General features: G+C 73.6%; 15 protein-coding genes. 2 read left to right on the forward strand and 13 right to left on the reverse strand.

Going from position 1 to position 10,590, the window contains the following annotated elements:
- Positions 1-11 precede the first annotated feature (11 nt).
- Positions 12-662 carry an SDR family oxidoreductase gene (locus tag BLV76_RS20020; protein ID WP_090973026.1) on the forward strand — a complete coding sequence of 217 codons (651 nt, stop codon included), beginning with the start codon at positions 12-14 and terminating at the stop codon, positions 660-662.
- 99 nt (positions 663-761) lie between these two features.
- Here BLV76_RS20020 and BLV76_RS20025 read toward each other — a convergent pair whose 3' ends face one another.
- Entirely contained in the window at positions 762-962 is a 201-nt protein-coding gene (locus BLV76_RS20025; protein ID WP_090971507.1) for a hypothetical protein, read from the reverse strand.
- 67 nt (positions 963-1,029) lie between these two features.
- Positions 1,030-1,365, reverse strand: a complete 336-nt coding sequence (locus BLV76_RS20030; protein WP_090971509.1) for a hypothetical protein — start codon at positions 1,363-1,365, stop codon at positions 1,030-1,032.
- Positions 1,366-1,486: 121 nt separating this feature from the next.
- Here BLV76_RS20030 and BLV76_RS20035 point away from each other — a divergent pair, with 121 nt between their 5' ends.
- The gene (locus BLV76_RS20035; RefSeq protein ID WP_090971511.1) at positions 1,487-2,023 is read left to right on the forward strand and encodes a GNAT family N-acetyltransferase; all 537 of its coding nucleotides are present in this window, start codon (positions 1,487-1,489) and stop codon (positions 2,021-2,023) included.
- Here the strand turns inward: BLV76_RS20035 and BLV76_RS20040 are convergent.
- Genes BLV76_RS20040 through ruvX form a run of 11 tightly spaced genes read right to left on the reverse strand, consistent with a single transcriptional unit; the run spans position 2,020 to position 10,588 of the window.
- Complete coding sequence (locus BLV76_RS20040; RefSeq protein ID WP_090971513.1) at positions 2,020-2,862, reverse strand: PhzF family phenazine biosynthesis protein; 843 nt, start codon at positions 2,860-2,862, stop codon at positions 2,020-2,022. The genes BLV76_RS20035 and BLV76_RS20040 overlap by 4 nt on opposite strands.
- Positions 2,859-3,374 (reverse strand): hypothetical protein, encoded by a 516-nt coding sequence (locus BLV76_RS23235; RefSeq protein ID WP_245734794.1) that lies wholly within the window; start codon positions 3,372-3,374, stop codon positions 2,859-2,861. Before BLV76_RS23235 ends, BLV76_RS20040 begins: the two co-directional genes overlap by 4 nt.
- The gene (locus BLV76_RS20050) at positions 3,371-3,802 is read right to left on the reverse strand and encodes a type II 3-dehydroquinate dehydratase (protein ID WP_090971515.1); all 432 of its coding nucleotides are present in this window, start codon (positions 3,800-3,802) and stop codon (positions 3,371-3,373) included. Before BLV76_RS20050 ends, BLV76_RS23235 begins: the two co-directional genes overlap by 4 nt.
- Positions 3,799-4,596: a ribonuclease FAU-1 family protein gene (locus tag BLV76_RS20055; protein ID WP_090971517.1), complete on the reverse strand. Its 798-nt coding sequence runs from the start codon at positions 4,594-4,596 to the stop codon at positions 3,799-3,801. Before BLV76_RS20055 ends, BLV76_RS20050 begins: the two co-directional genes overlap by 4 nt.
- Positions 4,593-5,687, reverse strand: a complete 1,095-nt coding sequence (gene aroB / locus BLV76_RS20060; protein WP_090971518.1) for a 3-dehydroquinate synthase — start codon at positions 5,685-5,687, stop codon at positions 4,593-4,595. The genes BLV76_RS20055 and aroB overlap by 4 nt, the downstream gene beginning before the upstream one ends.
- Positions 5,684-6,193: a shikimate kinase gene (locus BLV76_RS20065; protein WP_245734796.1), complete on the reverse strand. Its 510-nt coding sequence runs from the start codon at positions 6,191-6,193 to the stop codon at positions 5,684-5,686. The genes aroB and BLV76_RS20065 overlap by 4 nt, the downstream gene beginning before the upstream one ends.
- The gene (gene aroC / locus BLV76_RS20070) at positions 6,190-7,368 is read right to left on the reverse strand and encodes a chorismate synthase (protein ID WP_090971520.1); all 1,179 of its coding nucleotides are present in this window, start codon (positions 7,366-7,368) and stop codon (positions 6,190-6,192) included. Before aroC ends, BLV76_RS20065 begins: the two co-directional genes overlap by 4 nt.
- A 12-nt stretch (positions 7,369-7,380) precedes the next feature.
- The gene (locus BLV76_RS20075) at positions 7,381-8,109 is read right to left on the reverse strand and encodes a prepilin peptidase (protein WP_090971522.1); all 729 of its coding nucleotides are present in this window, start codon (positions 8,107-8,109) and stop codon (positions 7,381-7,383) included.
- Positions 8,106-8,933 carry a shikimate dehydrogenase gene (locus BLV76_RS20080; RefSeq protein WP_090971524.1) on the reverse strand — a complete coding sequence of 276 codons (828 nt, stop codon included), beginning with the start codon at positions 8,931-8,933 and terminating at the stop codon, positions 8,106-8,108. Before BLV76_RS20080 ends, BLV76_RS20075 begins: the two co-directional genes overlap by 4 nt.
- A gap of 10 nt (positions 8,934-8,943) precedes the next feature.
- Positions 8,944-10,128, reverse strand: a complete 1,185-nt coding sequence (gene mltG / locus BLV76_RS20085; RefSeq protein WP_090971526.1) for an endolytic transglycosylase MltG — start codon at positions 10,126-10,128, stop codon at positions 8,944-8,946.
- Positions 10,121-10,588 carry a Holliday junction resolvase RuvX gene (gene ruvX / locus BLV76_RS20090; protein ID WP_090973032.1) on the reverse strand — a complete coding sequence of 156 codons (468 nt, stop codon included), beginning with the start codon at positions 10,586-10,588 and terminating at the stop codon, positions 10,121-10,123. The genes mltG and ruvX overlap by 8 nt, the downstream gene beginning before the upstream one ends.
- Positions 10,589-10,590 lie beyond the last annotated feature (2 nt).

Consider the following 10,590-nt stretch of genomic DNA (forward strand, 5'->3'; position numbering starts at 1 on the left):
CGGTGGCACACATGCGAGTCACCATCTTCGGCGGACACGGCAAGATCGCGCTCATCCTGGCTCCGATGCTCGTCGGGGCGGGACACGAGGTCACCTCGGTCGTCCGCAACCCCGACCACGTCGCCGACATCGAGGCGACGGGCGCGACGGCGCTCGTCTCGTCGGTCGAGGACGCCGACACCGACAGCCTGCGGGCGATGCTCGACGGCCAGGACGCCGTCATCTGGTCGGCGGGCGCCGGCGGCGGCAACCCGGACCGCACCTACGCCGTGGACCGCGACGCCGCGATCCGCTCGATGGACGCCGCCGCGGCAGCCGGTGCCACGCGCTACGTGATGGTGTCGTTCTCCGGGTCGTCGGAGGAGGTGCTGGTGCCCGAGGACAACCCGTTCCGGCACTACCAGGACGCCAAGATCGCGGCCGACGAGCACCTGCGCACGACCGAGCTGCAGTGGACGATCCTCGGCCCGGGCACGCTGACCCTCGAGCCGGGCACCGGCACGGTCAACCCCGAGGCCGGCTTCAACGACGGTGACACCACCTCGCGCGAGCTCGTCGCCCAGGTGGCGCTGGCGGTGCTGGACGACCCGCGCGCCCTGCGTCAGACGCTGGTCTTCGGCGACGGCGCCGTGCCGATCGACGCCTGGCTCGACCAGCTCTGACCCGCGCCTGGCGGACGAGCAGCCGCGGGGCCGGCTGACCACAGGTGGTTGCCCCACGGCTGCTCGACATCTCCGGTCACCCCACGTGACCGGCAACCCTCACCAGGCGGGCCGGCGCGGCCTCGACCTGGCGAGGGAGCTCGAGAGGGAGTGGACGAGGGCGTCGCGTCGCCAGGCCCGCACGGCGGCGAGCTTGCCGCGACACCGCCGGCACCGGGCAAGGGCGGTGCAGCACGTCGCGCGCTGGACCTGGGCCTCGACCTCGTCGGCGTGCGCGCTGCGGACCAGGGTGCTCTGCATGGCTACCTCCTCCGGCGGACCGGACACGTGACCTGTCACCGGGACAGCGTCCGCGCGTCCCATCGCGTTACCGCTCCGCCCGGAGTCCGTCGGCGGCGACCCGCAGGTCGCGCCAGTCCGTGACGGCGAGCCGGGCGGACGAGACGAGCCGGGCGAGGTCTCCCCCGGCGACGCACCAGAGGTCGTCGACGAGCTGCGCGGGCGGGAGGACCTCGCCGTAGGCGTCGTGCCACGCGAGCTCGAGCAGCTCGACGACGTCGAGCGCGGCCTCCGCGTGGGCGCCGTACTCGAGCGCAGCGCGCCCCCGCGCGGCCGCACGCCGGTCCGCCCTGCTCACGCTCATCACCGAGCTCGGCACGCGGCTCCCGCTGCCCGCCCCCACTGCACCGTCGCGCACCATCATCGCGCTGCCTCCTCACGTCCGACCGGACTGACGACGCCCTGGTCAGTCTCTGCGTCGAGTCTCGCCGCCGGGGTGTCGGCGCCACATCCGTAGTCCTACCGATCTCTCCTAGGCTCGTGCCGTGACCGTCACCATCCGCCGAGCCGGCGAGGACGACGCCGGGGCGCTCTCCCGGCTGGCCGCGCTGACCTTCCCGCTCGCCTGCACACCGCAGACCTCGGAGGAGGTCCTCACCGCCCACATCGCCACCCGGCTCGACCCGGCCACCTTCCGGACCCAGCTGGCGCACCCGTCGTACGCCGTGCTGGTGGCCGAGCCGGCGCCGGGCGAGGACCCGGTCGGCTACACGATGCTGATCGCCGGTGAGCCGGACGACCCCGACGTCCAGGACGCGATCCGGCTCCGCCCGACAGTCGCGCTGGAGCGGTGCTACGTGCATCCCGACCACCACGGCTCGGGCGTCGCGATCCTGCTCATGGAGGCGACTCTGGAGGCGGCGCGGGCGACCGGTGCGCGGGGCGTCTGGCTGGGCGTCAGCGAGGAGAACAGCCGGGCGAACGCGTTCTACGGACGCCACGGCTTCGAGGTCGTCGGCACCAAGCGCTTCCACATCGGGGACGCCTGGGAGCAGGACAACGTCCGCGAGCGGGCGCTCTAGAGATCGACCTCGCCGGTGATCCGGGTGACCGCGTCGCCGGAGACCCACACCTGGTCGGCCTCGGCCTCGATCCGCACCCGGCCCTCGCGGCCGATCACGCTCCCCTGGCGGGAGGTGTACGCCGACGGCAGCGCGCCGCTGCCGACCAGCCACTGCGCGAGCCCGGCGTTGGCGCTCCCGGTGACCGGGTCCTCGGCGAACTCGCGGCCGTCGGCGAAGAACGCCCGCACCTCGACGTCGGCGCCCAGCTCGGCGGCACGCACGGACGACCAGCGCCCGAGGACGGTGACCTTGAGGTCGGTGAAGGACGCGATGTCCGGCACGACGGCGAGCACCGCTTCCGCCGTCCCGAGGTCGACGCCGACCCAGCCGGGGCCGTTGTCGATCCAGGCCATGTCGTCGACCTCCGCGGCGCCGATCCCCAGCGCGTGGATGATCCGCGCCCGCAGCTCGCCCTCGACCGGCCCCGACCGCTGCAGCGGCGGCGCCGCGAAGCCGAGCCGCGGCGAGCGGCGTACGTCGACGAGGCCGGCGCCGCACTCCTGGACGACGACCTCGCCCTGCGGGACTCCCCCGGCCTCCAGCCACGCGTGCGCGCTGCCGATGGTCGGGTGCCCGGCGAACGGCAGCTCGCCGGCCGTCGTCCAGATCCGGACCCGGTAGTCGGCGGCGGGGTCGGTGGGCGCGCAGAGGAACGTGGTCTCCGACAGGTTGGTCCAGCGCGCGAACCGCGCCATCTGCCCGTCCGTCAGCCCGTCGGCGTCGTGGACGACGGCGAGCGGGTTGCCGAGCCACGGCTCGGCGCTGAACACGTCGACCTGGCTGAAGGTGCGCGTCATGAGTGGGCACCCCACCTGCGGGCCGCCTCGGCGGCCGCGGCGGAGACGAGCGCGGCCAGCTCGGGCCGGTCGGGGACCGGGAACGAGGTGTAGGCCCCGCGCCCGCCCGCGACGGGCTTGCCGTAGGCCTTCGCCGCGAGCGAGCCGTCCGGCAGCATCCGGATGGTCAGCGACTGGAGCTCGAACTCCTCGTCGCGCCGGCTGTCGCGCCACCGCAGGTCCTCGGGGATCGCGACGTTGATCGCGAGGGCACTCAGCTCGACGTCCATCCGCCGATCGTCGCACGAGGTCGTGGAACTGCGGCCGTACGACGACCCGGCGGGGCCTACGACCGTCGTGCGGCCGCAGTTCTGCACCAGCAGCCACTCCCACCCGGCGAACGCGTCGACCATGCGGTTCCCCAACGTCCGGACGAGCCAGGTCCCGCCCAACCCCCAGTAGAGGCTGAACGCGGCGTGCACGCTGCCGAGCAGTCCGGCGGCGAGGAGCGCAGGCCGGGCGGAGGGGGTCACCGCGAGGCGAGGAGCTCGAGCGCCTGGCGGTAGCCGTCGATCCCCTGCCCGGCGATCGTGGCGGCGGCATGGGGCTCGACGACGGAGGTGTGGCGGAACTCCTCGGCGCGCTGCTTCGGGTCGGAGATGTGCACCTCGACGAGCGGCGCGGTGAGCTGGGCGCAGGCGTCCCAGAGGCCCAGCGAGTAGTGCGTCCACGCGGCAGCGTTGAGCACGACCGGGGTGCCGTCGTCGGCAGCGGTGTTGAGCCAATCGAGCAGCTCGCCCTCGTGGTTGGTCTGGCGCACCTCGACCTCGAGGCCGAGACCGGCGCCCCACTCGACGCACTGGTGCGCGAGCTCGGCGTGGGTGGTGTGGCCGTAGATCTCCGGCTGCCGGCGGCCGAGGCGTCCGAGGTTGGGACCGTTGAGGACGAGGACCTTCGTCATGTCGGCAGCGTAGTGGCGCGCGCCTCGCGCACGAGCGGGGTGTCCGGGAGCGCCGGCGTGGCCCAGTGGGCCGGCGGCTGCCAGCGGGTCCACTCCTCGTGGAGCGGCCAGTCGCGACCCTCGACCAGCTCGGCGCGTGCCCACTCCCCCATCGCCCGGATCTCGTCGCCCTGGACCGACGTCAGGCGTCCCACGTCTACGGCCGCCTGGAGCTCGTCGGCATCCTTGAGCCACGCCTCGCCGGAGGGCTCGATCCAGAGGTCGAGCACCAGGTCGCGGGTGTTGGTCTCGTCACCGTGCCTGCGGTGCGGGAGCTCGAGGTTCACGTAGTGCCCGGCCAGCGAGCCGTCGTCCTCCCGGAACACCCAGACCGACCACGGCCGGCCCGTCGGCGCGATCCGGACCACGCCGCCTCCGAACCACGTGCCGATCGTCGCGACGCGCTTCCCGGTGAACCGCTCGGCCAGCGGCAGTTCCCGCAGCGCACGTCCGTCGTCGGGTGCGGAGGCGAGGATCGCGGTGTCGGCGGCCAGCCACGCCACGAGCCCGCGCTCGTCGTCCCGGACCACCCGCATCGGGTCGCACCGGCGCCCGTAACGCCACTGCACGACGTCGCCCTCGGCGAGGAACGGGGCCGCGCCGGCGGCCGACCACGGGCCGTCGCCCTCCGCCTGCCGGAGCGACGCCAGGGCGGCCAGGTCGACCTCGCGCGGATGCGCCGACCCGACGAGCCGGGTCATGGTGCCTCCGGAGCCGGAGACCCGGACGTCGGGATCGGACGAGGAGTCGGTCACCCGTCGGAGGCTAGCGCGGCGTAGGCCGCGCGCAGGTCCTCCTCGCTCGGCCCGGCGAGGATGCGCGGGCTGGCGAGCTCGTCGAGCACGACGAACCGCAGCTGCGAGCCGCGGGCCTTCTTGTCGATCCTCATCGCCTCGTGCAGGGCCTCGAAGGGGGCGTCGTACGACGTCGGCAGCCCGACGCGGGAGAACGCGGCGCGGTGCCGCTCCACCACCGCCGGGTCGAGCGAGCCCGCGCGCGCGGCCAGCTCGGCGACGTACACGCACCCGATGGCGACGGCCTCGCCGTGGCGGACGGAGTAGTCGCTGGTGCGCTCGATCGCGTGGGCGAGCGTGTGGCCGTAGTTGAGCACCTCGCGGCCGGGGTGGCCGTCCGTGCCGCCGGTCTCCCTGAGGTCGTCGACCACCACGTCGACCTTGACGCGGATGGCGCGCTCGACGAGCTCGCGCAGCTCCGGCGAGTCGACGGTCAGCGCCGCGGGATCGGTGCGCTCGACGAGGTCGAGGATCGCCGGGTCGGCGATGAAGCCGCACTTGACGACCTCCCCGAGCCCGGCGACGAGCTCCTCGCGCGGGAGCGTGGCGAGCAGCGAGAGGTCGCACAGCACGCCAGCGGGCTCGTGGAAGGAGCCGACGAGGTTCTTGCCGGCGCCGGTGTTGATGCCGGTCTTGCCGCCGACGGCGGCGTCGACCATGGCGAGGACGGTCGTGGGGACGTGGGCGACGCGTACGCCACGGAGCCAGGTCGCGGCCACGAAGCCGCCGAGGTCGGTGCTCGCGCCGCCTCCGATCGTCACGACCGCGTCCGAACGGGTGAAGCCGGCCTCGCCGAGCGCCTCCCAGCAGTCGGCCGCGACGGGTGCGGTCTTCGCGCGCTCACCCTCGGGGAGCCCGAGGGCCAGGACGTCGTAGTGCTCGACGAGGGTGTCCACGATCGGGTCGGCCAGCGCCCCGAGCGTGCCGGCGTAGAGCACCGCGACGCGCTCGACGGAGTCGCCGAGCACCTCCGGCAGTCGTGCTGCCAGGCCGTGGCCGACGACGACGTCGTAGGGCGAGGCGCCGCCGACGTGGATGACGGTGTCGTTCATGCGACGAGCTCCCGGATCGATCCCGCGACCTCGTCGGGCGTGCGGCCGTCGGTCTCGACGACGTGGGTGGCGACCGACTCGTAGATCGGCGAGCGCTCGTCGAGCAGCGCCTTGATCCGGGCGCGGACGTTGCCGAGCAGGAGCGGGCGACCGGTGCCGAGGCCGACCCGCTTCACGGCGTCGGTGAGCCCGACCCGCAGGAACACCACGGTGACGTCGGCGAGCAGCTCGCGGGTCTCGGGCCGGAGCACCGCGCCCCCGCCCAGGGCGAGGACGCCGTCGTGCTCGGCGAGGGCCGCCGCGACGGCCGCGGCCTCGAGGTCGCGGAAGACGTCCTCCCCCGACTCGACGAAGATGTCGGAGATCTCGCGCCCGGTGCCGGCGACGATGTCGTGGTCGGTGTCGCGCACCGCGACACCCCACGACCCGGCGAGGATCTCGGCGACGGTCGTCTTGCCGGCACCCATCGGGCCGACCAGCACCACGCGCGGAGCCACGGCGGTCACCGGAAGCGCAGGGTGTCGAGGTAGGACTGCGCGTTGCGGCGCGTCTCCTGCACCGAGTCGCCGCCGAACTTCTCCACGACGGCGTCGGCCAGCACGAGCGCGACCATCGCCTCGGCGACGATGCCGGCGGCCGGGACCGCGCAGACGTCGGAGCGCTGGTGGTGCGCCACGGTCGCCTCGCCGGTCGAGACGTCGACGGTGCGCAGCGCCTTGGGCACGGTGGCGATCGGCTTCATGGCCGCACGGACCCGGAGGACCTCGCCGGTCGACATGCCGCCCTCGGTGCCACCGGAGCGACCGGACGTGCGGCGCAGGCCTTCGTCGGTCGACACGATCTCGTCGTGTGCGAGCGAGCCGGGCGTGTCGGCGAGCTCGAAGCCGTCGCCGACCTCGACACCCTTGATCGCCTGGATGCCCATCAGCGCCTCCGCGAGCTTCGCGTCGAGGCGCCGGTCCCAGTGGACGTGCGAGCCGAGGCCCGGCGGCAGGCCGTGGACGACCACCTCGACGACACCGCCGAGCGTGTCGCCGTCCTTGTGGGCCTGGTCGATGCGGGTGACCATCGCGGCGCTGGCCTCGGGGTCGAGGCAGCGCACCTCGTCGGCGTCGAGCCGTGCCACGTCGTCCGGGCCGGGTACGACGCCCGCGGGCGCCTTGACGCCGCCGAGCGAGACGACGTGCGACACGATGCGCGCGCCGACGGCCTGCTCGAGGAAGTTGGACGCGACGCGGCCGAGGGCCACGCGCGCGGCGGTCTCACGGGCCGAGGCCCGCTCGAGGATCGGGCGCGCCTCGTCGAAGTCGTACTTCTGCATGCCCACGAGATCGGCGTGGCCGGGCCGGGGCCGGGTCAGCTTGGCGTTGCGGGCCAGCGCCTCGAGCTCCACGGGGTCGACCGGGTCGGCCGACATCACCTTCTCCCACTTGGGCCACTCGGTGTTGCCGACCTCGATGGCGACCGGGCCGCCCTGGGTCTCACCGTGGCGGACGCCGCCGAGCACCCGGACCTGGTCCTGCTCGAACTTCATCCGCGCGCCACGGCCGTAGCCGAGCCGACGCCGGGCGAGCGAGTCGGCGAGGTGGTCGGTGGTGACGCGGACGTGGGCGGGCAGCCCCTCGAGGATCGCGACCAGCGAGGGACCGTGGGACTCGCCTGCAGTGAGCCATCGGAGCATGGCTGAAGTCTCTCAGCCCCCGAGGGAGCCCGTGAGCGCAGTCCCCCAGACGAGACCCGCGAGGGCGCCCACGAGCATGAACGGCCCGAACGGGTAGGCCTTCTTCAGCACCGTGCGGTCGCGCCGCGCGACGGCCAGGCCGACCATCACGACGGAGAACGCGACGAAACCGACCCAGAGGCCCAGGACGACCGCCTCCCACCCGAACCAGCCGAGCACCAGGCCGACCGGCGCCGCGAGGCGCACGTCGCCGAAGCCCATGCCGGCCGAGCGGAGGAACCACAGGACCCAGAAGAACGACCGCGCGAGCAGCATCGTGACCAGTGCCCGGATGACCGCGTCGCGCTCGCCCGTCGCGAGCCCGACCACCACGACGAGGACGATCGCAGCCAGCGTCGCGGGTACGACGACGACCTTGGGCAGCAGGCGCGTGTGCCAGTCGACCACCGCGAGGGCGACGGCCACGGGCGTGAGGGGGACGAGCCAGAGCAGCGGCCAGTCGAGGCCGATGCTCCAGCCGAGCAGCCCACCGGCCGCTGCGGCGACCGCCGCGCTGCGCCACCGGAGACCGGGGCGCGCGGCCAGCTCGACGTAGGGCACCTTCTCCGGCTCGCCCTCGACCCGCTTGTCCTCGGCGACCGGGTCCGGCTCCGGGAGCCGCCCGACGAGCAGCGGGACCAGCAGCCCGCCCAGCCCGGCGAGGACCGCACCCAGCACGATCGCCAGGCCGGCGTCGCTCATGCCGGCCCCGGCGCGGCCAGCGCGCGGCGCCCGGCCTCGCGCATCTCCTCGAGCGGCGCCTGGACGCCGGTGAAGAGGCTGAACTGGAGCGCGGCCTGGTGCACGAGGAGGTCGAGACCGCTGACCAGCACCTGCTCCCCGGTCACCGACGCCGCCAGCGGCGTGGGCCACGGGTCGTAGAGCGCCTCGAAGACGACCGGCACGCCGCGGCACGCGTCGACGAGGTCGGGCATCTGGGCAGCCGCGGGGATCGTCGACACCACGACGTCGGCACGGACCGGCTCTCCGTCGAGCGTGGTCACGCGGACGTCGACGCCCGCCGCGTGCGTGCGGAGCACCTCGACCGTCCCGGCCGCGCGGGACGCCTCGCGCACCCGTACCTCGATCGAGGTCACCCCGAGGTCGGCCAGCGCCAGCCCGACGGAGCCCGCGGTCGCACCGCCGCCCAGGATCGCGGCCGACGACAGCGGCATCGTCGTACGCTCCCGGATCGCGGCGGCCGCGCCGGGCAGGTCGGTGTTGTCGCCGACCCGCTCCCCCGCCTCCTCCAGCAGCAGCGTGTTGACGGCACCGGCGAGCCGCGCGCGGTCGGTGAGCCGGTCGACGAGCGGCAGGACCTCACGCTTGAGCGGCATCGTCAGCGACAGGCCCCGCCAGGTGTCGTCGAGGCCGCCGAGGAACTCCTCCAGCCCGCCCGACGGCACCCGGTGGGCGTCGTAGGCCCAGTCGAGCCCGAGCGCGGCGTAGCCGGCGCGGTGCAGGACCGGGGACAGCGAGTGCGCGATGGGGTCGCCGAGCACCCCACAGCGCCGCGCGCTGCTCACCTCAGTCGGCTCAGCATCGGTCGGACGTCTCGCAATAGGCCTTGTACTCGTCGCGGCCCTCGAGGAATCCGTCGTAGGTCTCGTAGAACTTGGTCTCGCCGGTGGAGAGGTCGACGGTGACGTAGTAGTACCAGCCGCCCTCCGCCGGGTTGGCCGCAGCGGCGATCGCGTCGTCGCCGGCCGCCTCGATGGGGGTCGGGGGCAGCCCGGCGTTGATCCTGGTGTTGTAGGGCGTGTCCTCGGCCAGCTGGTCGGGCGTGAGCTCCGTCGAGCCCGGGGAGAGGCCCAGGCCGTAGGCGATCGCCGCGTCGATGCCGAGCGTGCCGTTGGTGCCGCCCTTGTCCCCCGGGCCGTCGAGCCGGTTGTAGATCACCCGGGAGATCTTCGGCATGTCGCTGCCCCGGCCCTCGGCCTGGATGAGCGAGGCGATGATCATCAGCTCGCCCGGCGTGTGGCCGAGCGCGGCGGCCTTCTCCTCGAGCCCGGCGGCGTCGGCCGCCTGCTGCCAGCGGGTCACCATCGCCTTGAGGATCGCGACCGGCTTCATGCCCGGCTTGATCTCGTAGGTGGCCGGGAAGAGGTAGCCCTCGGCGTTGCCTCCTGCGTAGTCGGGCAGCCCCAGCTTGGCGGGCTGGTCGAGCGCCTTGTCGAACTGCGCCTCGGAGAACTTCGTGTTCTTCGCGAGCGTCGACACGATCTCGGTGAGCCGCAGGCCCTCCGGGATGGTGACGGTGGGGAAGGTGATGAGGTTGTCCGGGTCGATGAGGACGTCGAGGGCGTCGGCGGCCTTCATCTCCTTCTGGAGCTCGTAGTCGCCGACCTGGATACCGCTCGAGTCGGGCTCGCCGTTGGCGGCGTCGATGAAGGCCTGCACGGACTTGGTGATGCCCTGGTCCTTCAGGTTGCGGCCCATCTGGGCGATCGTGTCGCCCTCGTTGACGGCGAACTCGACCTTGCCCGTGCCGGGCCCGGGATAGTCCTCGGGGCCCTGGAACTGGTCGGCCAGGACGGAGACACCCTTGGTCAGGGCGAAGTAGAAGCCGCCGGCCAGGACGGCGAGCGCGACGATGACGGCGAGGCACCCCTTGCCGCCGCGGCCCTTGCGCCGCTTGCCGCCGGGGACGTACTCGTAGTCCCGCTCCGACTCGACCTCGTCGGGTCCCACCTCGTCGGGGTGGGCCTCGTGCTCACTCATCTGTCTCCGTCACCTCGACGATCTCCCCCGGTGCCTGTCCGCTGAACCGCTCCGTGTCGAGGGCAGTCTGCAGGATCAGCACCGCGGCTGCCTGGTCGACCACGGCGCGTCGCCTCTGTCCGTGCCGGCCCTGCTCGCGCAGGATCGACTCGGCCGAGACCGTGGTCAGTCGTTCATCACACATCCTGACGGGTGTGGGGGCAACTCGGCGCGCGAGCCGGACCGCGAGGTCGCGCGCCTTCTCCGCCGCCGGGCCCTCGGTCCCGTTGAGGGACTTCGGCAGGCCGACCACGACCTCGACCGCCTCGAGCTCGGTCACGAGCTGCGCGAGGCGGCGTACGTCTCCCTTGCCGCGCCGCACCGTCTCGACGGGCGTGGCGAGGAAGCCGGACGGGTCGCTGCTCGCGACACCGATCCGGGCATCACCCGGGTCGATGCCGAGCCGCACGCCGGACCGCATCA

This window comes from Nocardioides exalbidus (assembly GCF_900105585.1).
GTDB classification, from domain to species: Bacteria; Actinomycetota; Actinomycetes; order Propionibacteriales; family Nocardioidaceae; genus Nocardioides; species Nocardioides exalbidus.